Below are 24,666 nucleotides of genomic sequence, written 5' to 3'. Positions count from 1 at the left end.
GTGTTGCGAGTACGAAGGCCCTCCCGCCCGTTGGACGGAAGGGCCTCTGACCAGGCGTTTTGCTGTGCCCCCGGCAGGATTCGAACCTGCGACACCCGCTTTAGGAGAGCGGTGCTCTATCCCCTGAGCTACGAAGGCAACGAAGGCAGGGATGTGTGGGCAAATGTGTCGGAGATCCGCCCGTATCGGGAGGATCTCGCCCCCTGAGGGGCCCCAGACATCCACAGGGTGCCCCGCCGAAGCGGTGCACCGCCGACAGTCTAGCGGTTGTCGGTTGCCCGTCGGAGCGGCATGTGCCGCCTCGGCGGCTGTGCGCCGAGCCCTCTGTGTCGACGGCCTCCGCTGAAGGAGGCCCGTTATGAGGGACAAGCGCAACTACGCCGGTTCGCGGGCGCGGTGCCACTGCGTCCGCCCTGACTTCATGCCGTCGCGCTGACGCGCGTGCTCAGGTTGTGGAACTGGCGCGTCTGCATGATCAGGTGGGCGGGTTCCCAGAACAGCATGTCCATGGGTCGGGTAAGGGGGCGCGGGCGGCTGCGGGCTCGCGTGCGGACGACCAGCCGGGTCCTGCCGCCGGGCTCCGGCCGGAGGTGGAAGCCCCAGATCGCATCGATGTACGCCCTGGGCAGTGGCCCGTACCCCGCATCCAAGGGGCGTCCCGACGGGAGCTTGGTCTGCGAGCGCAGCACCAGTGTCCGCTCCGGTTCCAGAACCGCGACGGTGAACCAGGCATCACCGCTCGGCAGGGAGTCCAGGTGCTGCCCCGGCTCCAGGCGCTGCCACTCCGCAACGATGCACTCCGCACTCGGGTGTCCGCCATTGTCCAGGCGGTCCCAGCTGTACCAACCGCCGCGGTTGCAGCCCATCTGCTGCAACCAGGGCCAGACCTCTTCGGGCGGCGCCGGCAGGGTCGTGGCCATGGTCGAGGCGCCGTCGGCATCGGGGACGAGGTCATCGCCGGGGAAACCGCGGTCGCCTTCCTCCCGTGTCGCACCCCAGCTCAGCACCCGCGGCCGCAGGAAGACGCCGTACAGGGCCAGCGCGGCGGCCACCACGCCGAAGAGACGTCGCCCGGCCCCGGGGCGGGACAGGCCACCGAGTTCCGCCGCCGGCCTCCCCCGTTCGGCGTCGAGGACATCGGCGACGACGACGCCGGCGCCCTCGGCCGCGAACACGCGTGCCACAGCGGCGCCGATGCCCCCGGCCGCACCGGTGACGATCGCCACCCGCTTGTTGAGACGTCCCATCATGACCTCCTGAACCGATGCCTCGACGAGAATCCCCCAGAGCGGCACCGGCCGCTTCCCTTCAGCGGTGAACCTGCCGGTCAGTCAGGGGGACGGCGCAGATGGCTTCTACGAAATAGCCCACCTGCTCCTCGGGCAGGTGACGTCAGGCCGGCCTCGCTGATCATGCCGACGAGGTGATGGTCGCCGATGACCGGCAGCCGGAGGATCTCGTGCTCATCCCTGGTCTGAAGGACCTGGTTGGCATCGGCCTGGGCATCGATCGTGACCGGCCCCGGCTTGCCCTGTTCCAGCCGGCCCGCGGTCACAGTTCTCGGGTCCTTGGCCTTGACGAGGCACTGCACCACGATTTCACGGTCCGTGATGATTTCGTGGAGCCGGTCGTCCTCCCCGCGGATCGGGAAGGCCCCGACGTCGAGTCCTTCATCCCGCGCGCCGCGGCCTCCAGGGTTTCGTCTCCTGGACGCAGGTCCTCCAGACCAGTGTGGATTCCTCACCTCCCGCGCGCATGCCGGGGAACGGAGCCCACGTCAACCATGGCGGTGGCTCAACGTCCCGGCATCGCCGGTAGGTCCGCACGCGGCGGGCGTTCCGGTCGCAGCCGCACAGGCAGCCGCATGACGACATGGCCGAGGCCGGACAGCACGCGGGGGATCGCCAGGTCGGTGAGGGGGAGCGGCTCCGCACCCAACAGGTCCCGCACGGGCGGCCGAGAGAGACGTCGGCGCGGAGAGACGTCGGCGCAGAGAGACGTCGGCGCGGAGAGACGTCGGCGCGGAGAGACGCCGGCGGCCTGGAGGCTCGGTGCCGCGCCAACAGCGACCAGCATGAACGGGTTGGCCAGGGTGCGCGCCGTCCATGTGGACTCCACTGGTTGGAGATCCGTCGCCGTATGCTGCGCCGCAGACCACCGGGGACGCACTGGGTGCCGCGGCGGCGTTCTCGGCCGGCTCTGGCATCCAGACGGTTTGGGTGCAAGGCATGGCGACCGCGGCTTCCACGTGAGTGCGTGGACATGCCGACCCACGTCACCGGTCAAGCTGGTGGCGCTCTGCGCGATGACGTGTCCCTCGTCGTGCCCGCCCGTCGGGGCCGCTGTATGGCCGTTCTCGGCATGCCAAACCTTTTTCCGCATCGTTTCGTAGCATGAGTGCCGTGACAGCCCGTGGACAACTTCACCGCGCGCCCTCGCCACTGAGGTGGTGGCAGGCGCTGCTGGTGTTCGGGCTGCTGGTCGGGTTGTTCGGCATGCATGGCCTCGCACCGGGCGGGACCACCGCCGTCACGGGCCATCACTCCTCCGCCACCGCGCACGCGGACATGGCGGTCATGGGCGTTGAGACCGTCTGTGATCGCGGCGGTGACGGCAGCGGACACGGACAGCATGCCGACCCGACGTGTGCCTCCGGCGCCGTCGGTGCGGGTCCGGTACTTCCCGCGCTGATCCCCGATCCCTTCGGCCAGGCAGGTTCGCCGGTGAGCGGCCTGCGCTCCATGGCTGCCGAGCCGGAGGGCGGGCGCGCTCCTCCCTCGCTCGCCGAGTTGCAACTCCTGCGGATATAGGACAGGGCCAGCCGTATCCGCCGCTGCCGCGTGCGCCGCGGCCGGCAGGTGTACGGCCCTCAGCCATGTCCCGCGCCCTTTGGCGCGATCTTCCCTCTGCACCTCAGGAGTTCACGCATGACCAGCACTCGTTCCCTCGTCCGTCGCGCAGGTCTCGTCGCCACGGCCGTCGCCGCCTCGCTCGTCCTCGCCGCCTGTGGCAGCGACAGCGGGTCCGACAGCGGGTCCGACAGCGGCCCGGCCGCGCAGACGTCGGCCTCGGCCGGTGCCGAGGACACCGCCGGCGCCCACAACGACCAGGACGTCTCCTTCGCCCAAGACATGATCCCGCACCACCAGCAGGCCATCCAGATGGCGGAGATGGCCGCCACTCAGGCGTCCTCCGCCGAGGTCAAGGACCTGGCCTCGCGCATCGAGAAGGCCCAGGACCCGGAGATCGAAACGATGTCCGGCTGGCTGAAGGCGTGGGGCGAGGACGTGCCCTCCTCCATGCCGGGCATGGACCACTCCGGCAGCTCCGACATGCCCGGGATGATGGACACCGAGGACATGGACAAGCTGATGGAGGCGTCCGGCAAGGACTTCGACACGATGTTCCTGACCATGATGGTCGAGCACCACGAGGGCGCCGTGGAGATGGCCACCACGGAGAAGGAGAAGGGCCAGTACGGGCCGGCCAAGAAGATGGCCGACGACATCATCACCGCCCAGAACGCCGAGATCGAGGAGATGAACAAGCTCCTCGGCAACAGCTGACGACACCCGCATCGGGGCTCGGGCCTGCGTTCGGCGCGGCCCGGCCCCGGGCGGGCACGTCCTGCGCCCGCCCCTGAGCCCTGCTCGTCACTCCTCCTCGCGCCTCACCGAGAAGTCACCGGGAAGTCGCCGGGAGTCACCGAGAGATCCTCGGCGTGAAGATTCGTTCCCGCGCGGCCACCGCCATCACCGCGGCCGTCCTCGCCGCCCGTACTGGCCGCGTGTTCCCCGGCTCCGACACCACGTCCGGTGGGCGATGCCCTTCAGACCGACGAAGGCGACGGCCGCCGTCACCGACACGAGGATCCCGGCCGGACACAGGATGCCGCGCCACCTCGTGGGCTGGTGGCGCAGCACGTATGCGACGAAGGAGAGGGCGAGGCCGAAGAGGATGAGCATCGCCGCGCGTTCGGGGAAGTCCTCGAAGTGCTGCAGGCCGCCGCTGAGCATGCCGATGCCGAACGACAGCGCGAGGGAGGCGGCCACCACGCCGCAGACCTTCGCGGGGCTGGGGCGGCTGCGGGTGAGGACGAATTCATTCAGGACTGTGGCGCAGAGGAAGACGGCGGCGCCTATGACGGCGATGAGGGTGTAGCGGGTGGGATCGAGCGGGTGGTGCACGATGGCGCCGCTGATCAGCCCGGCTCCGACGAAGGTCGCGGCATAGCCCGGATAGTCACCGAGCTGCGGGGTGCGCTTGGGTGTGCCCGGCGCCGCCCGCGCCGACCGCCGGTTCTGTTCGCGGGCTCGCGTTCCGCGCGGCGCGGCGCGGGCGCGGTGCTGTCCCGGTCGGCTGAGTACGAGCCGTTCTGCGCGGCCCGGTGGAAGGGATACGTGGTGCGGGTCGCGAGCGCGGCGCCGATGGCGATGCCGGGGTCGGCCCGGGCGAGCGCCGGGGCGTCGTCGTCGACGCCGTCGCCGACCATGGCGATCTTGCGGCCGCCGCGCCGCAGCTCGGCGACCTTGGCCGCTTCGTCGCCCGGGAGGACCTCGGCGATGACGGTTCCGTCGCCGCCCGCGGTCCACCCACCGCCTCCGCCGAGGACTCGTGACGTGGTGGATGAGGTGCTCGACCGGCTCCTCGGGGGCCTGTTCGGCTGCTTCGACTGCGTGGTCGATCTCGGCGGTGATCCGCTGCTCGATCCGGGCCACCTCCTCGCCGCCCAGTTCACCGTTCTCGCGCATGCGGGCCGGGAACAGAGTGATCGGATCCCGGGACTTCCACTGCTCGGCCTCGCGCTTCTCGCGGTCCGCCGCCCGGCGCGCGCCAGCGTGCCCAGTCGTCGTACCCCCGCCTTCGCCCTCTCCGCCCTCTCCGCCCTCTCCGCCCTCTCCGCCCTCTCCGCCCTCTCCGCCCTCTCCGCCCCCTCCGCCCCCTCCACCCCCTCCCTTCACTCCCGTGCCGCCCGCACCCCCCGTGTAACCCGCACCCGGTATTCCCCACCGGGATCCGCTGCCGTCACCGCGATACGGATGCCGTGTCGGGGGTCCCGGAAGTCCTCGCCCGGGGTGAAGGGCGCGTCGGAGAGTTCCGCGTGGACGTTCGGGCTGCGGGTGCAGCCGCCGCTGTCCCGGCGTGAGTCGTACACCGTCACCGGTCCCCGGCCGGTGTCCACCGCGGCGTCGACCTTGTAGATCAGCACGCCGGCGCGGCAGACCGCCTCGTCGTTGCCGCCGCGGGTGCGCAGCTCGACCGCGTAGCCGGTGCGCGCGTCGAGCGGGACGAGGACCAGTTTGGGGCCGCCCGCGCGGGACAGGGGGGTGAGCGTGTGGTCGCTGGTGCCGGTGTCGGCCGCGCAGCTGACCTGGGTCGCGTCCAGCCAGCCCAGCTTCCATTTGTGCCAGCCGAGAAAGTCGTTGTTGGCGCCCCAGTCCTCGCTCATGATGTCCCAGTGGCCGACCGCGGCCCCGCCCTCCTGGGTGTAGAGGTCGGGCAGGCCGAAGACATGGCCGTTCTCGTGGGGCAGGACGCGGTAGCCGGTCTTGTCGTAGGTGCCGGAGCCGTCGTCCTGGCGGGAGTAGACGAAGGACGCGTTCGCCACCGGCCTGCCGTCCGCGACCGGCGCCTCCGTGTTGCCGGCGAAGGTCACCGACAGGACGGTGTCCAGCGCGGAGGGGCCGGCGTTCGGGGTGATCAGCACGTTCAGGAAGTCGTACGACGTGAAGTCGACCTTGGGATCGGCCGTGGCGACGATGTCCTGGACCAGGTCGCGGTAGCCGGGGTCGAAGGGGGCGCCGCGTTCTATGCCGTACGCCCGGAACGGCCTGGGCATGCGCAGCCACTGGCGGACGGGCGTCTCGGGGCGGTAGTCCAGGCGGCCGTAGGAACTGGTGCGGAACCATTCCCTGGTCTGCGGGAAGAACTCGGCGTAGCGGTCGAGCGCGGTGCCCTGGCCGGGTGCGTCGGAGAAGTCGATCATGAGAGTGAGGGCGCGGACGGTGCCGGTGGAGCGGGAGTAGCCGCGGGAGGTGGGGACGCCCTCCGACATCTGGACCTGGGGGCCGCCGGTGATCATGCAGGGGCCGTGGGCGGCGGAGCGGGCCAGGGTGGTGGAGGTGGCGCCGGCCGTCATGGAGGACGCCGCCAGGTGCCCCGTACCGGCCGAGTTGCTGACCATGAAGGTCAGGACGGTCACGGACGCGAGGGCGGCCAGGCGGCGCGGGCGTATCCGACGGCTGGCGGTCGGCTGCGGCATGCACGGCCCCCTTCGCTGCGGGCAGCCGCAGGTCACGGGCTGCACTCTTTCGATCACCCTGGGGCGGGGGTGGGACGGGCGCGCGCTGGAGGGGCCGAACGTGCGTTTCCCGCGAGTAGTGATGTGACTCAGATCACAGGAAATCTCTTCGGGAGCGGGAAATAACCGGGGAGTGTTTCCCCGTTTAGACCTGTGTCCGCGCGAAACGGGGACAGCTTCCCCGGATCGCACTACAGGCCATCGCACTACAGGCCATCGCACGACAGTTCAGTCATCGCATGACGGTCAACCGAGGAGTACGCCGTGCAGTCCGCGACCCCCGTGCAGAAGAAGGTGGCCCGGCCGCGTGCCGACGCCCTGCGCAACCGGGAGCGGATCGTCACCGCCGCCCGCGAGATGTTCACCGAGTTCGGCCCTGATGTGCCGCTCGATGAGATCGCCCGCCGGGCCGGCGTCGGCAATGCCACGGTGTACCGCAACTTTCCCGACCGCGACGCGCTCGTCCGCGAGGTCATCTGCTCGGTCATGGACCGTACGGGCGAGGCGGCGCATCAGGCGCTCATGGAAACCGGGGACGCCTTCGAGGCGCTGGAGCGCTTTGTGCACGCCGCCGCCGACGAACGGGTCAGCGCGCTGTGCGTGATGATCTCCAGCACCTTCGACCAGCACCACCCCGATCTGGAAGCGGCCCGGGAACGGGTGCAGCAGCTCATCGAAGAGGTCATGAGCCGCGCCAAGCAGGCCGGCCAGCTCCGCTCCGATGTGGCTGTCGGCGACGTGATGCTCGCCGTGGCCCAGCTCAGCCGGCCCCCGGCCGGCGTCGGCTGCCCGAGCCTGGACCGCTTCGTCCACCGGCACCTGCAGCTCTTCCTGGACGGACTGCGGGCCCCGGCCCGGTCCGTCCTGCCGGGTGCGGCCACCACGATGGAGAACCTGCGGAGCCAAGCCTGACCGATTAGTTCAGCCCGACCGATCAGTTCAGAGCGACACGCCAGTCAGTCGCACAGTCGCACAGTCACCCAGTCGCACCGCACAGCTTTCGGCCGGCAACGACGACGAGCCGTTCCTTGTCCAGTCGTTCCCTTATCTCGTCTACGTCATCTACTCATCTACCTCATCTACTCATCTACCTCATCCTTTTCCGTCCCGAAGTCCCGGAGTGGGTACCCCCATGTCTGAAACAGCCGTCAAGGCTCCCGGCGTCCCCGACGCCAACCGCTGGAAAGCGCTGGTCTTCATAGCGCTCGCCCAGCTGATGGTCGTGCTCGACGCGACCATCGTGAACATCGCGCTGCCCTCCGCCCAGCAGGACCTGGGCATCTCCGACGGCAACCGGCAGTGGGTCGTCACGGCCTACGCGCTCGCCTTCGGCGGACTGCTGCTGTTCGGCGGCCGGGTCGCCGACCTGTGGGGCCGCAAGCGCGCCTTCGTGATCGGCCTGGTCGGCTTCGCCGCGGCCTCCGCGCTCGGCGGTGCCGCCACCAACGAGGCCATGATGTTCGGCGCCCGTGCCCTCCAGGGCGTGTTCGGCGCACTGCTCGCGCCCGCCGCGCTCTCCCTGCTCGCCGTCATGTTCACCGACGCCAAGGAACGCGCCAAGGCGTTCGGCATCTACGGCGCGATCGCCGGTGGTGGCGGCGCCGTGGGCTTCATCCTCGGCGGTGCGCTGACCGAGTACCTGGACTGGCGCTGGACGTTCTTCGTCAACATCCCGTTCGCGGTCGTCGCCGCGGCCGGTGCGTACTTCGTCATCCATGAGCCGGAGGGCAGCCGCAACCGCAACCCGCTCGACATCCCCGGCGTCCTGCTCTCCACCCTCGGCCTGGTCGCGCTGGTCTACGGCTTCACCCGCGCCGAGTCCGACGGCTGGGGCGACTCCGTGACCGTCAGCATGTTCATCGCCTCCGCGGTCCTGCTGCTCGCGTTCGTCGTCACCGAGGCCAGGGTCAAGGCCCCGCTGCTGCCGCTGCGCGTGATCACCGACCGCAACCGCGGCGGGGTCTACCTCTCGCTCGGCATCGCGGTCATCGCGATGTTCGGCACGTTCCTGTTCCTCACCTACTACCTGCAGATCGTGGAGGGCTACACGCCGATCAACACCGGCTTCGCCTTCCTGCCGATGATCGTCGGCATGATGGTCGGCTCGACCCAGATCGGCACCCGCCTGATGACCCGCGTCCCGGCGCGGGTGCTGATGGGCCCCGGTTTCCTGGTCGCCGCGGCCGGCATGCTCCTGCTGACCCAGCTGGAGATCGGCTCGTCGTACGCCTCCACCATCCTTCCGGCGATGGTGCTGCTCGGCATCGGCATGGGCACGGCCTTCATGCCGGCGATGTCCCTGGCCACCCTGGGCGTCGAGCCCCGGGACTCCGGTGTCGCCTCCGCGATGGTCAACACCTCGCAGCAGGTGGGCGGCGCGATCGGCACGGCCCTGCTGAACACGATCGCCGCGTCGGCCACGACCACCTACATCGCGGACCACATCGGCTCCGCGACCTCCCGCTCCCAGCAGCAGCTGGTCCAGCTGGAGGGCATGGTGCACGGCTACATCAACGCGATCTGGTTCGCCGTCGGCATGCTGGCCCTCGCCGCCGTCATCGCCATGGTCCTCGTCAACGCGGGCAAGCCCGACATGTCTGCGGTGGCCGGATCGGGCGATGGAGCCGAGGATGAGGTGGCGGTGCCCGTCGTCGCCCACTGAGGGACACCACCCTTCGGGACCGACTCGTACGTACGGGGGAGGGGACGCCCTCGTACGTACGACTCCCAGGACCTGCCCCGGCTTCCTTGAGGTGTGGAGCCGGGGCAGGTCCGCACCTTTTACGCCCCAGGGACCGCGCCCCAGGGACCGCGCCCCAGGGACCGCGCCCCAGGGACCGCGCCCCAAGGGGCGCGGGGAACTGCGCGAACAGCCCCCACCGGCCCGCAGCCGACGAACAGCCCCCACCGGCCCGCAGCCGACGAACAGCAGCCAGCGAACCGCACCTCCAGCGGAGCGCCTCAGCGGAGCCAGGGCAGGTCCGCACCCGCCTCGCTGGGCTGGAGCCCTTCGGCGATGATCTGCATGATCTCGCCGAGGGCCTTCTGCTGGTCCGGGGTGAGCCGGTCGAACAGGGCCTGGCGTACCGCCTCGACATGGCCCGGCGCGGTGCGGCGCAGCACCTCCACGCCTTCCTCCGTCAGCACCGCGAACTGGCCCCGCTTGTCGGAGGGGCAGTCCTCACGCCGTACCCAGCCGTTCTTCTCCAGGCGGGCGATGGCGTGGGAGAGCCGGGACCGGGTGATCTTCGCGTGCATGGCCAGTTCGGTCATGCGCAGCCGGCGGCGGGGGGACTCGGCGAGTGCGACCAGCAGGCCGTAGTAGATGTGCGGCATGCCCGCGTCACGCTGGAGCTGACGGTCGAGGTGGTCCTCAAGGAGCGTGGTGGCGTGCAGGTAGGAGCGCCAGACGCGCTGCTCGTCCGTGGTGAGCCAGCGGGGCTCCTCGGGCGCGGGCGCTTCGTCGGAGGATGTGGGTGCCGTGTTCATGTATTCCACTGTACGAGGGCTCTCCTTGAATATTAAACAAGTAAGGCGTAGGGTTTCCGGAAGAGGTGCTTTAGGATTCAAGTAATAACGGTTCGAGCGATAACGGTTCGAGTAACAACTTCGTCGAGCACGGTTCCTCGGAGGGAGTCGCCGCCATGTCCACCGCCACCCAGGAGCGCATGCCCGCCCTGTATCTCAGCCACGGCGCCCCACCGCTCGCGGACGACCCGGTCTGGCCCGGCGAACTCGCCGCCTGGTCCGCCGCCCTCCCGCGCCCCAAGGCGATCCTGATGGTCTCCGCCCACTGGGAGGAGGCCCCGCTCGCCCTTGGCGCCACCGAGTCGGTCCCGCTCGTCTACGACTTCTGGGGCTTCCCCGAGCACTACTACCGGGTCCGCTACGACGCCCCGGGCGCCCCCGAACTCGCCGAGTCCGTACGGAAGCTGCTGCGGGCGCCGGGCATGCCCGTGCAGGACGTCCCGGACCGCGGCCTCGACCACGGCGTCTATGTCCCGCTGGTGGAGATGTTCCCCGAGGCCGACATTCCGGTCCTGCAGGTCTCCATGCCGACCCTCGACCCGGTCCGGCTCATGGAGATCGGCCGCAGGCTCGCGCCGCTGCGCGACGAGGGCGTACTGATCGTCGGCTCCGGCTTCTTCACCCACAACCTGGCCGCGCTGCGGCACACCGGCGGGGGAGTGCCGCGCTGGTCGTCCGAGTTCGACGACTGGGGCCGGCGCGCGCTTCAGGCTCATGACGTGGACTCCCTGCTGGACTTCCTGAACAAGGCCCCGGCGGGCCGCTACGCCCACCCGCGCACGGAGCACTTCGCCCCGCTGTTCGTGACGCTGGGCGCGGCGGACGCGGCCGGTGAGCTGGACGCGCAGAAGTCGGTGATCGACGGATTCTGGATGGGAATGGCGAAGCGGTCCGTGCAGTTCGGGTGACCGCGTTCCGAGTGGCCTACAGATCCTTCTGGCCTACAGATCCTTCTCGTACCAGGCGACGTCCCAGTAGCGGCCGAACTTCCGGCCCACCTCGCGGTGCGTGCCGACGTACCGGAATCCGAAGCGTTCATGCAGCCGCGTGGACGCTTCGTTGGGCTGGGCGATGCCCGCGTAGGCCCGGTGCAGGTCCTCGTCGGCGAGCGCCTCGAAGAGGGCCTTGTAGAGGAGTGTGCCGATGCCGCGGCGGCCTGTTCTGGGGGCGACGTAGACCGTGACCTCGACGGAGGTCGCGTAGGCGGCCTTCGCGCGATAAGGGCTGGATGTGGCGTAACCCAGAATTTCCTCTGAGTCCGTCGCCGTGGCAACCATCAGCCGGTACGGGCCGTCTTCAGGGTGGGAGAGCAGCCAAGGGCGGCGCCCTTCCGGAGTGAAGGCGGCCGTGTCGAATGTGATGGGCGTCTCACGTACGTAGTGGTTGTAGAGGTCGGTGAGGGCTTCGAGGTCGCTCTCGACTCCCGGCCTGACCTGCACCTCTGTACGTCCCGACGACATCACGCCTCCTCGTGTGGCGGCACAGGGTACTGCATGATCAGAAAAATAGAGGGGCGGGTTGGGAATTCTGTCCTGATTCCAGTCGTTGTTTCCATCGGATGCAGGGCACCCGATGAGTGAACGAAGGAGTCACCGGAGGAGTAGTCCCCAGCATCCGAAGACCCACCCGCTGGCCTCACCATCGCAAGGGAGCACGCATGGCAACCGGTGCCGTCGCCCGTCGTCAGTCCGCCAAGGGCGGGACCGACGCGGCACGCAGTGTTCGCGCCCACGGCGGCGAGATCGCTGACCGCGACCTGGTCGGCATGTACCTCGACGAGATCGCGCGCACACCCCTGCTCGACGCCGCGAAGGAAGTCGAGCTGTCCCAGACCATAGAAGCGGGTGTGTTCGCGCGACAGGTCCTCGACGGCGAGGAGGAGTCCCAGGCGGACGCCACCCGCGAGGAGTTCGAGGCCCTGGTCGCCGAGGGTGAGCGGGCCAAGGACATCTTCATCCGCTCCAACCTCCGCCTGGTCGTCGCCGTGGCCCGCCGCTACCCCCGCAGCGGCCTGCCCCTGCTGGACCTCATCCAGGAGGGCAACGCCGGTCTGGTGCGCGCGGTGGAGAAGTTCGACTACCGCAAGGGCTTCAAGTTCTCGACGTACGCGACCTGGTGGATCCGTCAGGCCATCACCCGTTCGATAGCCGACCAGTCCCGCACCATCCGGCTGCCCGTGCACCTGGTGGAGGAGCTGGGCCGGATCCGCCGCATCCAGCGCGAGTTCAACCGGGAGAACGGCCGCGAGCCGGAGCCCGCCGAGATCGCCGCCGAGCTCGGCTCGACGCCGGAGCGGGTGACCGACGTCCTGGACTGGGCCCGCGACCCGGTCTCGCTGAACATGTCGGTGGACGACGAGGGCGACACCCAGTTCGGCGACCTGCTCGAAGACACCTCCGCGGTCTCGCCCGAGCAGTCGGTGCTGACCCTGCTGCGCAGCGAGGGGCTGGAAGAGCTGATCGGCCGACTCGACCAGCGCACCGCCTCGATCATCAGGATGCGGTACGGCATCGAGGACGGCCGGGAGCGCACGCTGACGGAGGTCGGCAAGGAGCACGGCCTCACCCGCGAGCGGATCCGGCAGATCGAGAAGCACGCCCTGCTGGAGCTGAAGAAGCTGGCCCGGGACACCGGGTTCGACGCGGCGGCGTAAGAGACCCGTTAGAGACCTGGAGGACAGACTGGCCCGCTCCGGCGGCGGCGTGGGACGCTGCGCACGCCGGTCGGCGTACGGCCCGGGGAGGCGCGTACGCGGTGGCGAAGGACCGTACGCGTGGCGAAGGACCGCGCAAACATGGCGTGTTCAACGCCGCTTCAACCCCGGGGGTCGCGGGAACAAGACCACCGACCCCCCCTCAGAACCAAGTCCCGACGCCTCCCCCCGGCGCCGGGACTCTCCCCGAGCCGGGTTCCGGTGCCCTCCCCCCCGGGCGCCGGAACCCGGCTCTGCCCGGCTTCCCTGCCACGGCACGCTGGAAGGCGGGCCAGAAGGCGGGCGAGAAGGCGGGCCACCCCGTACCTGAACCACGGGGTCGCCCGCCAGACGGCAGATTGTGTCACATGGGCCTTGAGCCGCTGACTGGCTCAGCGCTGGCCCGGCGCTGGCTCGGCGACCCTGAGTGTTGCGCGGAGTGTCAGTGCACCTCACCGCCGTACGCCCGAGTCACCGCCCGCCCGCACGGCTCAGCCGCTCACCCAACTCCCGTACGCACTCGATGAGTTCAGTCGGCTCCTGCACCGTGAAGCCGGCCCCGAGCATCGCGAGCCGTACCGCCAGCCATTCCACCGGATCGCTGGTGGTCGCCCGCAGCCGGCACCGGTCCGTGCCCAGTGGTTCGGGTGGTCCGAGCCAGCCGGGCAACCGTGCGCCCACCGCCTCGGCGGAGTCGGCGAACGTGACCGTGAACGCGTAGGTGTCCTGCTGTCGCCGGATCGACTGCCGCAGATACTCCGCCGCACTCCCTGCCGGCAGTTCCCGCGGAGCGAACCGCGCGCCGGTGGCGAAGGGTTCGCTTACGCGGTCGACGCGGAACGTACGCCAGTCGGCGCGATCGAGGTCGTAAGCGACGAGGTACCAGCGGCGTCCCGTCGACACCAGCCGATAGGGCTCGGTCACCCGGCGCGACTCGGTCCCGTCCTTCGCGCGGTAGGCGAACCGCAACCGCTCCCGCCCGGCGACGGTCGACGCCATCACGGTGAGCGTCTCGGGTGCGATGCTCGCCCCGTCTCCGCTGGTCAACGGTGTGGTCGCGGCCTGGAGGGTGGAGACTCGGTGGCGTAGCCGGGACGGCAGTACCTGCTCCAGCTTGGCCAGGGCCCGTACGGAGGCCTCGTCGACCCCTGCCACCGCGTGCCCCGCGCCGGCCCGCAGCCCGACCGCGATCGCCACCGCCTCCTCGTCGTCGAGGACGAGCGGCGGCAACGCCTTGCCCGCGACCAGCCGGTAGCCGCCCTCGGCGCCCATGGTCGCCTGTACCGGATAGCCCAGTTCGCGCAGCCGGTCGATGTCCCTGCGGACCGTGCGGCGGGAGACGCCGAGCCGGTCGGCCAGCTCGCCGCCGGGCCATTCACGCGGCGTCTGGAGGAGGGAGAGCAGCTGGAGGAGCCGGGCGGGAGTGTCCGTCGTCATGCTTCCGAGGATGCCGCAGAACTAGGACATGATCTGGCCTACTGCGCTTCTAGTTTGAGGACATGACTTCCACGGAGACTTCCACGGAGACTTCCACCGGGACTTCCACCGGGACTTCCACCGAGACTTCCACCGAGACTTCCACCGGGACTTCTACCGAGACCTCACCGGACGGGCCGGCCGCCGCGGCGGACCGCCGCCGCTGGTTCGCCCTCGCGATCGTGATGACCGCGGCCTTCATGGACCTCGTCGACGTCACGATCGTCAACGTCGCGATCCCGTCGATCCAGCGCGACGCCGGCGCGTCCTTCAGCCAGATCCAGTGGATAACGGCCGGTTACGCACTCGCCTTCGCCGCCGGCCTGATCACCGGCGGACGGCTCGGCGACATTCACGGCCGTAAGCGGGTGTTCCTCGTCGGCATCGGCGGTTTCACCGTCGCGTCGGCGCTGTGCGGCTTCGCGGTGAACCCGGAGATGCTGGTCGCCGCGCGGATCCTGCAGGGCGCGATGGCGGCGCTGATGGTGCCGCAGGTGCTGTCGATCGTGCACGCGACGTTCCCGGCGCACGAGCGCGGCAAGGTGTTCGGGCTGTTCGGCGCGATCGTGGGGCTGGGGGCCGTCTCCGGGCCACTGCTCGGCGCGGTGCTGACCGAATGGAACCTGTTCGGGCTCGAATGGCGGCCCATCTTCCTGATCAACCTGCCGGTCGGCATCGCCGGCCTGATCCTCGGCAGCCGCTTCATCACCGAGTCCAGGGCCCCGCGGGCGCTGACGCTCGACCTCGTCGGCGTCGCCCTGGTGACGCTGGGGCTGCTGATGCTGATCTACCCCCTGACCCGCGGCCGTGAGCTGGGCTGGCCGCTGTGGGGGTACGTGTCGATGGCGGGCGCGCTCGTCGTGTTCGCGGCGCTGGTGGCCTACGAGAAGCGGAAGACCGCGCGTGACGGGTCCCCGCTGGTCGAGCTGTCCCTGTTCAGGGTGAAGAGCTTCGCGGCCGGTATCGCCGTGCAGACCGTGTTCGGGGTCGGGCTCGGCGTCTTCTTCCTGGTGTGGACGCTGTACATGCAGATCGGGCTCGGCTGGAGCGCGCTGCGGGCGGGGCTGACGGGCGTTCCGTTCTCGATCTCGGTGTCGGTGGCGGCCGGGATGTCGGTGCAGAAGCTGGTCCCCCTGTTCGGGCGCAAGGTGCTCCAGGCGGGCGCGCTGACCTTCGCCGCCGGTGTGCTGCTCTACCTGTGGGAGTCCGAGCGGTACGGCCTCGGTATCGCTCCCTGGCAGATGGCGCTGCCCCTGATCGTGATGGGCGCGGGCATGGGCCTGATCTTCGCCCCGCTGACCGACGCCGTGCTGTCGGAGGTGCCGCGTGAGCACGCCGGGTCCGCGTCGGGGCTGATCAACACCGTGATGCAGATGGGGAACGCGCTGGGGCTCGGGCTGGTGTCGGTGGTCTTCTTCGGCCGGATCGGTGAGCGGCTGGCGCCGGCCGAGGAGGGCCCGGCGTTCGTGGACGCCTTCCAGTACGCGCTGGGATGGGTGGCCGCGGTGATGGGCGTGATCTTCCTGCTGATGTTCGCGCTGCCGAAGCGGCCGGCTCAGCATGTGGAGGGGACGGAGGCCGAGGCGCGGGTGGAGCGGCGGGAGCCTGAACTGGTGCAGTGAGCGGGGCTCCGGTCTGCTTGGAGGGTTCGGAGGTTCGGAGGTTCGGAGGTTCGGAGGTTCGGAGGTTCGGAGGTTCGGAGGTTCGGAGGGCTCGGAGGGCTCGGAGGGCTCGGAGGGCTCGGAGGGCTCGGTGTCGTGGTCGGCGCCGGGCCCTTCCGTCGTGCCCGGCTACATGGGTGCCCGGCGCCCAGAAGTCCGTTCATGTCCGAATGAGGTCCGAACCCGTTTACTTTTCGGAAATCCGGGCGTAGCCTCCAAGCGAAACCACAAGCTCGGGCATGAGTCGGAGGCGAACGGACATGTACGCACCGGAGCGGCAGCAGGAGATCCTCCGCCTCGCCCGTGACGGCGGGCGCGTGGACGTCCTGTCGCTGGCCGAGGAGTTCCAGGTCACGGCGGAGACGATCCGACGCGATCTGAAGGCCCTCGACCGCGCCGGCCTGGTCCGCCGGGTACACGGCGGCGCCATCCCGGCCGGACGCCTCGACTTCGAGCCGGACCTCGCCGAACGCGAGACCACGGCGGCCGACGAGAAGGACCACATCGCCAAGGCGGCCCTCGCCGAACTGCCGACCGAGGGCACGCTGATCCTCGACGCCGGTACGACGGTGGCGCGGCTCGCCGCGGCCATCCCGCTGGACGCGTCCCTCACCGTGGTCACCCACAGCCTGCCGATCGCGGCCCGCCTCGCGGACCACCCGGGCATCCAGCTCCATCTCGTCGGGGGGCGCGTACGGCACCGTACGCGCGCCGCCGTGGACGCCTGGGCGCTTCGCGCATACGGCGAGATCCGGGCGGACGTCCTCTTCGTGGCGGCCAACGGCTTCTCCACCGACCACGGCCTGACCACCCCCGACCTCGCCGAGTCCGCGGTGAAGCGGGCGGCGCTCGCCGCCGCCCGACGCGTGGTGCTGCTCGCCGACTCCTCCAAGCACGGCCAGGAGCACTTCGCCCGGTTCGGCGACCTGAGCGATGTGGACCTGCTGATCACCGACAGCGGGCTGAGCCCCGAAGACGCCACCGCCATCGAGCGCGGCGGCACGGAAGTAGTGCGCGCATGATCCTCACCGTCACCCCCAACCCGTCCCTCGACCGCACCTACGAGGTGCCCGCGCTGGAGCGTGGCGAGGTCATCCGCGCCACCGGCGAGCGCATGGACCCCGGCGGCAAGGGCGTGAACGTCTCGCGCGCCGTCGCGGCCGCCGGACAGCGCACGGTGGCGGTGCTGCCCCTGGGTGGTGCGCCGGGCGCGCTCGTGGCGGATCTGCTGGACGCGCAGGGCATTGAGGTCGCGCCGGTCCCGGTCGCCGGGGCCACCCGCTCGAACATCGCGCTCGCGGAGGCGGACGGGGTGCTCACGAAGATCAACGCGCCGGGCCCCGAGCTGTCGGCGGACGAGCAGGAGCTGCTGTTCGAGACGGTGCGCTCGCGGTCGCAGGACGCGGACTGGGTCGCCTGCTGCGGGAGCCTGCCGCGAGGGCTCGCGCCGTCGTGGTACGCCGAGCTGGTCGCGCGGGCGCACGCCGTCGGCGCACGTATCGCGCTGGACACATCCGGGCCCGCGCTGCTGGAGGCGCTGCGCGAGCGGCCCGACGTGGTGAAGCCGAACGCCGAAGAACTCGCGGAGGCCGTCGGGCGTCCCCTGGCGACCGTGGGCGACGCGGTGAAGGCGGCCGAGGAACTGCGCGAGATGGGCGCGCGGGCCGTGCTGGCGAGCCTGGGTGCGGACGGGCAGCTGCTTGTGGACGGCGCGGGCGCCTGGTTCGGCAGCGCGCGCGTGGACGCCGTGCGCTCCAACGTGGGCGCCGGTGACTCCTCGCTCGCCGGGTTCCTGATCGCCGGCGGCAGTGGCGCCGAGGCCCTCGCCTCCGCCGTCGCGCACGGTGCGGCCGCCGTCCAGCTGCCCGGCAGCGTGATGCCGACACCGGGTGACCTGGACCCGGCAGCGGTGACGGTCACGGCCGAGGTGCCGATGGACCGCGTACTGAAGGAGCCGGTGTCATGACCGATGTGACGCCTTTCATGCCAGTCACGGCTATTGCTCCATTGATGGCCCTGGCGACGATGACTCTGACGACGGTCGTCGTGACGACCATGGCCCTTACGACGACCGTCGCTACGGCTACGGCTACGGCTACGGCGTCATCGGCGACACCGTACGGACCGGCCTTGAAGCGGCGAAACACCCCGTTACTCGCCGCGGCCGACGGTCGGCAGGGCACCCTGAGCCGCCCTGCCGGCCGGCGGAGGCGGGGCTTCCCCGGCCCCGCCTCCGCGCCCCCCGAAGCGCCCACCCCGTTCCCCGGGCGATACGCGTGCGAAGGAGCCCGCGATGAGCGACATGATCACCGCGGACCTGGTCGATCTCGACCTGTCCGCCGACACCAAGGAAGCGGCGGCCCGCGCCCTCGCCGAGCGCATGGTCGCCCTGGGCCGGGTGACCGACCTCGACGGCTTCCTCGCCGACGTGGCCGCCCGCGAGGCGCAGATGCCGACCGGCCTCGACGGCGGCATCGGCATCCCGCACTGCCGCAGCGAGCATGTCACCGAGCCGACGCTCGCCTTCGGGCGCAGCGCCGACGGCATCGACTTCGGTGCGGCGGACGGCCCGGCCGACCTGATCTTCCTGATCGCCGCGCCCGCCGGCGCCGACGACGCCCACCTGACGATCCTTTCGTCGCTGGCCCGGCAGCTGATGAACACCGAGTTCACGGACGCGCTGCGGTCGGTGGGCGACGCGGGGGCCGCGGCGGCGCTGATCCGTGGGGACGAGGTGCCGGCGGCGGAGAGCGGCGCGCAGGGCGCGTCCGAGGGCGCGTCCGAGGGCGGGCAGCGCGGGCAGGGAGCGCAGGGCGCTGAGCGCGCCCGCGAAGACACCGCTGCGGCGTCGGCGGCGGCCTCCGTCGACGCCGCAGCGGTCGGCACGGAGCCCGCGCCGGGCGGTACCCCGGGCGGTACCCCGGGCACGACCGCCCCGTCCGACTCCGGCGAGCGGCCGTTCCGTATCGTCGCCGTCACCTCCTGCCCCACCGGCATCGCGCACACCTACATGGCGGCCGAGTCGCTGGAGAACGCGGGCCGCGAGGCGGGCGTCGAGGTCGTCGTCGAGACACAGGGCTCGGCCGGGTTCACTCGGCTCGACCCGGCGGTCATCGCGGCGGCGGACGGCGTGATCTTCGCCCACGACGTGCCCGTACGGGAGAAGGACCGCTTCGCCGGCAAGCCGACCGTCGACGTCGGCGTGAAGGCGGGCATCAACCGGCCCGGCGAGCTGATCACCGAGGTCCGCGGCAAGGCGGAGCGCGGCGAGACGACCGCCGGGGCGCCCGCCGGCGCGAGCACGCCGGTGGAGCGCGGCGGTGACTCCGGCGAGGGCTACGGCACCAAGCTGCGCAAGTGGCTGATGTCCGGCGTGAGTTACATGGTCCCGTTCGTCGCCGCGGGCGGTCTGCTGATCGCCCTCGGCTTCGCGATCGGCGGCTGGGAGATCAACAAGGCGCCGTCGGTCATGGAGCACTTCACCTGGACCCAGGTGGACAGCTGGGGCGCGCTGCTCTTCCAGATCGGCGGGGTGGCCTTCCAGTTCCTGGTCCCGGTGCTGGCCGGCTACATCGCGTACGGCATGGCGGACCGGCCGGGCCTCGTACCCGGCTTCGTCGGCGGCGCGATCTCTCTCACCATCAACGCGGGCTTCCTCGGCGGTCTGGCCGCCGGTCTGATCGCCGGTGGCGTGGTGATGGCCATCCAGAAGGTCAGGATCCCCGCTGCGGTGCGCGGCATCATGCCGGTCGTGGTGATCCCGCTGATCTCCTCCGCGGTCGTCGGCTTCCTGATGTTCGTGGTGATCGGCAAGCCCATCGCCGAGGCCCAGGAGGGCATGACCGACTGGCTGAACGGCCTCTCCGGCACCAACGCCATCCTGCTCGGCGCCCTGCTCGGCCTGATGATGTGCTTCGACCTCGGCGGCCCCGTCAACAAGGTCGCGTACACCTTCGCCACGGCCGGCATCGCGGTCGCGAACCCCAGCGACTCGGCGATGAAGATCATGGCGGCCGTGATGGCGGCCGGTATGGTTCCGCCGCTGGCCATGGCCCTGGCGACGACGGTGCGCGCGAAGCTCTTCACCCCGACCGAGCGCGAGAACGGCAAGGCCGCCTGGGTCCTGGGCGCCTCCTTCATCTCCGAGGGCGCCATCCCGTTCGCCGCGGTCGACCCGCTGCGGGTGATCCCCGCGTCGATGGTGGGCGGCGCGGTCACCGGCTCCCTGTCGATGGCCTTCGACGCCACGCTGCGCGCCCCGCACGGCGGCGTCTTCGTGGTCCCGTTGATCGGCAACCCGTTCCTCTACCTGCTCGCCCTCGCTGTCGGCGTGGGTGTCACGACCACCCTGGTGATCATCCTCAAGGGCATGCGCAAGCCTGCCCCGGGTACGGCGACCACCGACACGGCGGGCACCCTCACGGCACCGGCGGAGGCGAAGCAGCCGGTAGCGGCGTAACGGCGCTGCAGCAGCGCACACGGCACGACGCGGTGCGGTCGGCCGCGGCCCTCTCCGGAGGCCGCGCCCGACCGCACAGCCTTTCGCCACGCGCGATCGTCCCAGTCAGCTACCGTCCCAGTCAGCTCTCGCATGACAACTCGGCGACGACGGCAGCCGAGCCACGCGCCCGACGCCTCGGCACCGGAGCCCTGGGTCAGCTCTCGCCGACAGCTCGCCGACGGCCGCCGAGCCATGGCTCGGCAACCTCGCCACCGCGCCCTGCAGAAGCCCCTCACGGCGTCGCGGCCGGATCCGCCTGTGGCCGTGTACGGGGTTCTCGTACGCCAGTTCCGCCACGGTGCTGAGCCGCTCGTGTTCGGCGGGGGAGCCCCTGTTCCGCCCTGTTCCGCCCTGCTCCGCTGCCCTGAGCCAAGCGCTCGGCGCCTGAGGAGGCCTGTGCCGCGTTCGCGGCCGGATCCGCCTGTGGCCGCGTTCGGTATTCTCGTACGCCAGCTCCGCCACGGTGCTGAGCCGCTCACCTCCGGCGGGGAGTCCTCGTCGGACCCTGCCCCCAAAGTGCTCGGCGGCTCAGGAGACCCGCGCCGCCCGCCGTTCCATCGCGTCCCGGGCTGCGTCCTCGGTGACGTAGACCTCGCACATGTGGCGGCCGTCCGGCGTCGCCGTGTGCTCGACCTCCCAGAGGGAGATCTCCGCTCCGTCGCGCAGCAGGAAGGCGTGTTCGTAGAGCGAGAAGCACAGTCCGATGCGGCCCGCGCGGCACGGGCGTCCGAAGGCCTGGGTGATCTGGTGCGCGAACGCCGTGGTCAGCAGCGCGGCCATGTCCGCCCCCGGCCGGTCCGGGTTCTCCGCGCGGCGCAGCAGCCGGCGCGCGTGGTCCGCCGAGTCCTCGTGCACATACGTGTGCCGGGGGGCCGGGACCGGGGACAGCTGTACCGTCACCGGCAGTTCGAAGTCCGGCGCGTCCGGCGGCAGCGGCAGCCGGGCGGTGGCGGTGCGCAGCTCCTCCTCGTCGACATACACCTCGTGCTGCGGGGCGCTGCCCGGGGCGGTGTTGTGGACGAGCTCCCAGAGGGTGAGCGCCGAGCCGTCGGCGAGCAGCCAGGTGTGCCGGTACGTCTCGCGGTGCAGCCCCGCGCTGTGGTGCGCGGAGTGCAGCGAGCTGTCGTGCGCCAGCGCGCAGTCGAGCCGCCGTATCGTCTCGTCCGGCAGCTCGAAGGAGTTCAGGGCACGACCGAGGAGTCGCGCGAGGTGCTCCTCCGGAGACTCGGGCGACTCGGGTGGTTCGTGCGCTGCCGTCTCGTACGGAACGCTCAAGGTTTCTCCCGGCGTTGCTGCATGTCACCTTGTGGGTGCATACCGTAGCCCTTCGGTCGGACATCATGTCCGGGAACCGAGAGAACGTACGCACAGAAAACGCGTGGACCGCGTGGGAAGTTCCCACGCGGCCTGATGATCCGTCAAAACACGCTGGTCAGCAAGGCCTGTGCTGCCCCCGGCACTCAGTCGGCACTTCCCGCGAGCCACTGGCTCCACGACATGTTCCAGCCATTGAGACCGTTGTCCGGCGCCACCTGCTTGTCGGGGGAGTTCTCGACGATCACCACGTCCCCGACGAGCGAGTTGTCGTAGAACCACTTGGCCTCAGTGTCCCCCTGCGCCCCTTGCACATCCGCGAGACCGACACAGCCGTGGCTGGTGCCCTCACGCCCGAAGGGCGGATTGCCCTTGTCGTACCAGTAGTTGCCGTGGATGAAGGTTCCCGACGTCGTCAGTCGCATCGCGTGCGGCACGTCCGGGATGTCGTACTCGCCGCCGAAGCCGACCGTCGTGCCGTTCATGCGCGTCTCCGTGAACTTCTCGGAGATCACCATCTGCCCGTTGTACGTGGTGTGTTGCGCGCTGCCCGCCGAGATCGGCACGGACTTGATCGTCTTGCCGTCCCGTACGACCGTCATGGTCTGGGTGTTGACGTCGACCGTGGAGACCTGCGACCGGCCGATCGTGAACGTGACGGTCTTCTTCTGCACCCCGTAGACGCCGTTCGCCCCCTCCACGCCGTCCAGGTCTATCTTCATCGTGACCTTGGAGCCGGCCTTCCAGTACTCCTCGGGCCGGAAGTCGAGCCGCTGCGCCCCGAACCAGTGCCCGACCACCTTCTGCCCACTGCTCGACGTCACGGTGATGTGCGACTGCACGGCCTTCTTGTCGCTGATCACCTTGTCGAAGTTGAACGACACCGGCATGCCGACGCCGACCGTCGTCCCGTCGTCCGGCGTGTACGTCCCGATGAAGCTGTTCGCCGAAGTGACCGTGGTGAAGATGGAATTGGCGGCGGCCGTCTTGCCGCTCAAGTCCTTGGCGGTCGCCGATATCTGGTACTTCGTCCCCCGCTCCAGCTGCTCCTTGGGCTTCCAGGCCGCGCCGTCCGCGGACATCTCGCCCGGTACGGCCGTCCCCGCCCCCGCGACCGTCATCTTCACGTCGGTCAGCTTGCCGTCGCTCACCTTCACGCCGGTCGTGTTGATCGACGCGCCCGTCGAGCCGTCCTTCGCCGAGATGGCGATCTTCGCGGTGGACGTCTTCGGGTTGTCCTCGCCGCCCTTGCCGTCGTTGCTGGCGTTCGCGCTGCCGCCGCACGCGGTGAGAGTGAGGGCGCCGACCATCAGGATGGCACTGGCCCCCAGTGCGCGCCGCGCTGCCATGTCCGGCGTTGTCACTAGCTGCTCCAGGTTCATGTGATGTGCGTGATCCGCTCCCGTGCGTGGAGAAAGAGGGGAGCGGCCACCGGTCGGGTTCCCGCCGAGCGCCGTGAACGCCATCACGTGACAGAACCGGGACAATGCCGCGTACTGGCCTGTGAGTTACCTCTCAATCAGCCGTCTCTCGATCAGCCGTCTCTCGATCAGTCGCCTCTCGATCAGTCGTCGTGGCTCGCCTCTTGGGCGGCCGCGCAGTCACCGCTCGTACAGCTCCCGGTACGACGGCCACGCCCCGCCCGGCCCGTCCACCGACTCGGCGGCGCGCACGGCCCGCACGATGGCCCGCGTCACCGTGTCCGCGCCCGCCGCGAGCACCTCGTTCAGGGCGAGCGGGTGCTCGGGGTCCAGGGCCCGCTCTCCTGTCGCCAGCGCGAACACCGTGTCCCCGTCGTTGAGCAGATGCACCGGCCGTACGGCACGCGCGATGCCGTCGTGCGCCGTGCCGGCCAGCTTCTGGGCCTGCGCCTTCGACAGGTCCGCGTCCGTGGCCACGACCGCGAGCGTGGTGTTGAGCGGCACAGGCGCGTTCTTGGCCGCGATCTCGGCGAGCCGCCGGCGCGCGGCCTCATGGACACGGGCCTCCGGGTAGTTCACCCGCCCCTGGAACAACTCCCCGTACAACACGCCCGTTTCCGGATCCGCCGCCGAACCCGCCGCGTTCGCGACCACCAGCGCGGCGACCGTGACCCCGGAGTCGAGGCGGGCGCTCGCGGTGCCGACGCCGCCCTTGACCGGCCCGACCGTGGCGCCCGTACCGGCGCCCACGCATCCCTCCGCCACCCGTGCGCCGAACTCGCTCGCCGCGGCGGCCTCGACCGCGGCCCGGCCGGTGGCCGCGTCCGGCCTGGCCCGGAAGTCGCCGCCCCGGCCCAGATCGAAGACGCAGGCGGCGGGCACCACCGGAACGACATGTGCGGGATCGGCGCCCACCCGCACCCCGCGCCCCTGCTCCTCCAGCCAGGCCATCACGCCGGACGTCGCGTCGAGCCCGTACGCGCTGCCCCCGGTCAGCACGATCGCCTCGACCTTCCGCACCAGGTTGCGCGGATCCAGCGCGTCGGTCTCCTTGGTGCCGGGCCCGCCGCCGCGCACGTCCACCGCGGCGACGGCCCCGCCCTCCGGGGCGAGGACGACCGTGGTGCCGGTGAGCCAACCGCCGCCGGTACGCGTCGCGTGTCCGACCCGCACACCGGCCACGTCCGTCAATGCGTCAACTGTCATGGAGCCAGTCTCGCCCGTACGCCCGCCCCCCAGCGGCCGGTTCATGCCGTCGGCGGCGGGTTCGTGCCCCCGACGACAGATTCACGCCGTTCACGCCGCCGGGGCGGTCGCGTTCGCTCTGCGTTCCCGCGCCGTCAGCTGTGCCGTCAGCGTCTCCCCGGTCGCGACCGTGAGCGCCAGCACGACTCCTGCCGCGAGGACCGCCCAGTCGCCCAGGAAGGTGCACAGGATCACCATCAGGGCCGCCGTCGGCAGCACCAGCTGCTGGGCGATGCCCACCTTGAAGTGGCGGGAATGCAGCGCCCAGACGGTCAGCAGGTACAGCGCCGTCGGCAGCGTCACCGCGGCCGACGCCGCCAGCGTGGAGATGTGCGCCTTGCCGACGGTCTGCTCCACCGCCACCTCCAGGCCGGCGCCGATAGCGGCCGCCGACGCGAAGATCAGGTAGTGCCCGTACCGTTACTCAAAGTCTCAGTGACTCTCAGCATTCCAGGCGTTTCCGCCTGGAAGGTCCGTGTCGGTGTCACCACAGCGCGGGGTGCGCTTCGGTGTCCTGACGGCGGTCT

Annotated in this window: 22 protein-coding genes, 1 tRNA gene and 2 pseudogenes; 11 read left to right on the top strand and 14 right to left on the bottom strand. The window is 70.6% G+C overall.

What is annotated here, in order from left to right:
* Nucleotides 1–65: 65 nt before the first annotated feature.
* From GFH49_RS26045 to GFH49_RS26025, 4 genes are all read right to left on the bottom strand, one after another.
* Nucleotides 66–138 (bottom strand) — tRNA-Arg (locus tag GFH49_RS26045).
* Between the two features lie 281 nt (nt 139–419).
* Entirely contained in the window at nt 420–1,250 is an 831-nt protein-coding gene (locus GFH49_RS26040; RefSeq protein ID WP_408055956.1) for an SDR family NAD(P)-dependent oxidoreductase, read from the bottom strand.
* Between the two features lie 77 nt (nt 1,251–1,327).
* Nucleotides 1,328–1,594 carry a CBS domain-containing protein gene (locus GFH49_RS41245; RefSeq protein WP_328288291.1) on the bottom strand — a complete coding sequence of 89 codons (267 nt, stop codon included), beginning with the start codon at nt 1,592–1,594 and terminating at the stop codon, nt 1,328–1,330.
* A gap of 200 nt (nt 1,595–1,794) precedes the next feature.
* Nucleotides 1,795–2,118 carry a hypothetical protein gene (locus GFH49_RS26025; protein WP_230396496.1) on the bottom strand — a complete coding sequence of 108 codons (324 nt, stop codon included), beginning with the start codon at nt 2,116–2,118 and terminating at the stop codon, nt 1,795–1,797.
* 284 nt (nt 2,119–2,402) lie between these two features.
* Here GFH49_RS26025 and GFH49_RS26020 point away from each other — a divergent pair, with 284 nt between their 5' ends.
* The gene (locus GFH49_RS26020) at nt 2,403–2,810 is read left to right on the top strand and encodes a DUF6153 family protein (RefSeq protein WP_408055955.1); all 408 of its coding nucleotides are present in this window, start codon (nt 2,403–2,405) and stop codon (nt 2,808–2,810) included.
* Between the two features lie 117 nt (nt 2,811–2,927).
* Entirely contained in the window at nt 2,928–3,566 is a 639-nt protein-coding gene (locus tag GFH49_RS26015) for a DUF305 domain-containing protein (RefSeq protein WP_155058520.1), read from the top strand.
* Nucleotides 3,567–3,752: 186 nt separating this feature from the next.
* On the opposite strand, the gene GFH49_RS39515 is transcribed toward GFH49_RS26015, so the two are convergent.
* Nucleotides 3,753–4,187 (bottom strand): hypothetical protein, encoded by a 435-nt coding sequence (locus GFH49_RS39515; RefSeq protein WP_196218136.1) that lies wholly within the window; start codon nt 4,185–4,187, stop codon nt 3,753–3,755.
* A 200-nt stretch (nt 4,188–4,387) separates the two neighbouring features.
* On the opposite strand from GFH49_RS39515, the gene GFH49_RS41240 reads away from it, so the two are divergent.
* On the top strand, nt 4,388–4,618 hold the full coding sequence (locus GFH49_RS41240; protein WP_328288292.1) for a hypothetical protein: 231 nt from the start codon (nt 4,388–4,390) through the stop codon (nt 4,616–4,618).
* A 79-nt stretch (nt 4,619–4,697) separates the two neighbouring features.
* Here GFH49_RS41240 and GFH49_RS40430 read toward each other — a convergent pair.
* Both GFH49_RS40430 and GFH49_RS26000 read right to left on the bottom strand, forming a co-directional pair.
* A pseudogene (locus GFH49_RS40430) lies at nt 4,698–4,751 on the bottom strand (hypothetical protein); the annotation flags it as partial.
* 206 nt (nt 4,752–4,957) lie between these two features.
* Entirely contained in the window at nt 4,958–6,262 is a 1,305-nt protein-coding gene (locus GFH49_RS26000; protein WP_155058519.1) for a M6 family metalloprotease domain-containing protein, read from the bottom strand.
* A 303-nt stretch (nt 6,263–6,565) separates the two neighbouring features.
* Here GFH49_RS26000 and GFH49_RS25995 point away from each other — a divergent pair, with 303 nt between their 5' ends.
* A complete protein-coding gene (locus GFH49_RS25995) occupies nt 6,566–7,213 on the top strand; it encodes a TetR/AcrR family transcriptional regulator (RefSeq protein WP_155058518.1) in 648 nt (215 codons plus the stop codon).
* A gap of 220 nt (nt 7,214–7,433) precedes the next feature.
* Nucleotides 7,434–8,963: an MFS transporter gene (locus tag GFH49_RS25990; protein WP_155058517.1), complete on the top strand. Its 1,530-nt coding sequence runs from the start codon at nt 7,434–7,436 to the stop codon at nt 8,961–8,963.
* 299 nt (nt 8,964–9,262) lie between these two features.
* Here the strand turns inward: GFH49_RS25990 and GFH49_RS25985 are convergent, their stop codons facing one another.
* Nucleotides 9,263–9,790 carry a MarR family winged helix-turn-helix transcriptional regulator gene (locus GFH49_RS25985; RefSeq protein ID WP_155058516.1) on the bottom strand — a complete coding sequence of 176 codons (528 nt, stop codon included), beginning with the start codon at nt 9,788–9,790 and terminating at the stop codon, nt 9,263–9,265.
* Between the two features lie 155 nt (nt 9,791–9,945).
* On the opposite strand from GFH49_RS25985, the gene GFH49_RS25980 reads away from it, so the two are divergent.
* On the top strand, nt 9,946–10,737 hold the full coding sequence (locus GFH49_RS25980) for a dioxygenase family protein (RefSeq protein WP_155058515.1): 792 nt from the start codon (nt 9,946–9,948) through the stop codon (nt 10,735–10,737).
* Nucleotides 10,738–10,770: 33 nt separating this feature from the next.
* On the opposite strand, the gene GFH49_RS25975 is transcribed toward GFH49_RS25980, so the two are convergent.
* A complete protein-coding gene (locus GFH49_RS25975; protein WP_155058514.1) occupies nt 10,771–11,289 on the bottom strand; it encodes a GNAT family N-acetyltransferase in 519 nt (172 codons plus the stop codon).
* A gap of 197 nt (nt 11,290–11,486) precedes the next feature.
* Between GFH49_RS25975 and GFH49_RS25970 the strand changes: the two genes are divergently transcribed.
* A complete protein-coding gene (locus GFH49_RS25970; protein WP_155058513.1) occupies nt 11,487–12,482 on the top strand; it encodes a sigma-70 family RNA polymerase sigma factor in 996 nt (331 codons plus the stop codon).
* 510 nt (nt 12,483–12,992) lie between these two features.
* On the opposite strand, the gene GFH49_RS25965 is transcribed toward GFH49_RS25970, so the two are convergent.
* Nucleotides 12,993–13,958, bottom strand: a complete 966-nt coding sequence (locus tag GFH49_RS25965; RefSeq protein WP_196218133.1) for a helix-turn-helix transcriptional regulator — start codon at nt 13,956–13,958, stop codon at nt 12,993–12,995.
* 62 nt (nt 13,959–14,020) lie between these two features.
* On the opposite strand from GFH49_RS25965, the gene GFH49_RS25960 reads away from it, so the two are divergent.
* The 4 genes from GFH49_RS25960 (at nt 14,021) to GFH49_RS25945 (ending at nt 20,117) form a co-directional block, all read left to right on the top strand.
* Entirely contained in the window at nt 14,021–15,619 is a 1,599-nt protein-coding gene (locus GFH49_RS25960; protein ID WP_155058511.1) for an MFS transporter, read from the top strand.
* Between the two features lie 299 nt (nt 15,620–15,918).
* Nucleotides 15,919–16,680, top strand: a complete 762-nt coding sequence (locus GFH49_RS25955) for a DeoR/GlpR family DNA-binding transcription regulator (RefSeq protein WP_155058510.1) — start codon at nt 15,919–15,921, stop codon at nt 16,678–16,680.
* A complete protein-coding gene (gene pfkB / locus GFH49_RS25950) occupies nt 16,677–17,624 on the top strand; it encodes a 1-phosphofructokinase (protein WP_155058509.1) in 948 nt (315 codons plus the stop codon). Before GFH49_RS25955 ends, pfkB begins: the two co-directional genes overlap by 4 nt.
* Before the next feature lie 327 nt (nt 17,625–17,951).
* Nucleotides 17,952–20,117, top strand: a complete 2,166-nt coding sequence (locus GFH49_RS25945; protein WP_155058508.1) for a PTS fructose transporter subunit IIABC — start codon at nt 17,952–17,954, stop codon at nt 20,115–20,117.
* 570 nt (nt 20,118–20,687) lie between these two features.
* On the opposite strand, the gene GFH49_RS25940 is transcribed toward GFH49_RS25945, so the two are convergent.
* From GFH49_RS25940 to GFH49_RS25925, 4 genes and pseudogenes are all read right to left on the bottom strand, one after another.
* Nucleotides 20,688–21,434 carry a DUF6227 family protein gene (locus GFH49_RS25940; RefSeq protein WP_155058507.1) on the bottom strand — a complete coding sequence of 249 codons (747 nt, stop codon included), beginning with the start codon at nt 21,432–21,434 and terminating at the stop codon, nt 20,688–20,690.
* Nucleotides 21,435–21,619: 185 nt separating this feature from the next.
* Nucleotides 21,620–22,837 (bottom strand): L,D-transpeptidase, encoded by a 1,218-nt coding sequence (locus GFH49_RS25935; RefSeq protein ID WP_155058506.1) that lies wholly within the window; start codon nt 22,835–22,837, stop codon nt 21,620–21,622.
* Nucleotides 22,838–23,074: 237 nt separating this feature from the next.
* The gene (locus tag GFH49_RS25930) at nt 23,075–24,100 is read right to left on the bottom strand and encodes a P1 family peptidase (RefSeq protein WP_155058505.1); all 1,026 of its coding nucleotides are present in this window, start codon (nt 24,098–24,100) and stop codon (nt 23,075–23,077) included.
* 90 nt (nt 24,101–24,190) lie between these two features.
* A pseudogene (locus tag GFH49_RS25925) lies at nt 24,191–24,556 on the bottom strand (low temperature requirement protein A); the annotation flags it as partial.
* Between the last annotated feature and the right edge of the window lie 110 nt (nt 24,557–24,666).

The organism is Streptomyces blattellae, assembly GCF_009709555.1.
GTDB lineage: Bacteria > Actinomycetota > Actinomycetes > Streptomycetales > Streptomycetaceae > Streptomyces > Streptomyces blattellae.
Note: the sequence above shows the minus strand (reverse complement) of the source record. Positions and strands in the feature narration are given on the sequence as shown.

What these genes read in the sequence shown, in the direction of transcription:
- GFH49_RS26040 (WP_408055956.1), bottom strand. Translation starts at nt 1,250, where the DNA reads ATGATGGGACGTCTCAACAAGCGGGTGGCGATCGTCACCGGTGCGGCC.
- GFH49_RS26015 (WP_155058520.1), top strand. Translation starts at nt 2,928, where the DNA reads ATGACCAGCACTCGTTCCCTCGTCCGTCGCGCAGGTCTCGTCGCCACG.
- GFH49_RS26000 (WP_155058519.1), bottom strand. Translation starts at nt 6,262, where the DNA reads ATGCCGCAGCCGACCGCCAGCCGTCGGATACGCCCGCGCCGCCTGGCC.
- GFH49_RS25990 (WP_155058517.1), top strand. Translation starts at nt 7,434, where the DNA reads ATGTCTGAAACAGCCGTCAAGGCTCCCGGCGTCCCCGACGCCAACCGC.
- GFH49_RS25985 (WP_155058516.1), bottom strand. Translation starts at nt 9,790, where the DNA reads ATGAACACGGCACCCACATCCTCCGACGAAGCGCCCGCGCCCGAGGAG.
- GFH49_RS25980 (WP_155058515.1), top strand. Translation starts at nt 9,946, where the DNA reads ATGTCCACCGCCACCCAGGAGCGCATGCCCGCCCTGTATCTCAGCCAC.
- GFH49_RS25975 (WP_155058514.1), bottom strand. Translation starts at nt 11,289, where the DNA reads ATGTCGTCGGGACGTACAGAGGTGCAGGTCAGGCCGGGAGTCGAGAGC.
- GFH49_RS25970 (WP_155058513.1), top strand. Translation starts at nt 11,487, where the DNA reads ATGGCAACCGGTGCCGTCGCCCGTCGTCAGTCCGCCAAGGGCGGGACC.
- GFH49_RS25965 (WP_196218133.1), bottom strand. Translation starts at nt 13,958, where the DNA reads ATGACGACGGACACTCCCGCCCGGCTCCTCCAGCTGCTCTCCCTCCTC.
- GFH49_RS25960 (WP_155058511.1), top strand. Translation starts at nt 14,021, where the DNA reads ATGACTTCCACGGAGACTTCCACGGAGACTTCCACCGGGACTTCCACC.
- GFH49_RS25955 (WP_155058510.1), top strand. Translation starts at nt 15,919, where the DNA reads ATGTACGCACCGGAGCGGCAGCAGGAGATCCTCCGCCTCGCCCGTGAC.
- pfkB (WP_155058509.1), top strand. Translation starts at nt 16,677, where the DNA reads ATGATCCTCACCGTCACCCCCAACCCGTCCCTCGACCGCACCTACGAG.
- GFH49_RS25945 (WP_155058508.1), top strand. Translation starts at nt 17,952, where the DNA reads ATGAGCGACATGATCACCGCGGACCTGGTCGATCTCGACCTGTCCGCC.
- GFH49_RS25930 (WP_155058505.1), bottom strand. Translation starts at nt 24,100, where the DNA reads ATGACAGTTGACGCATTGACGGACGTGGCCGGTGTGCGGGTCGGACAC.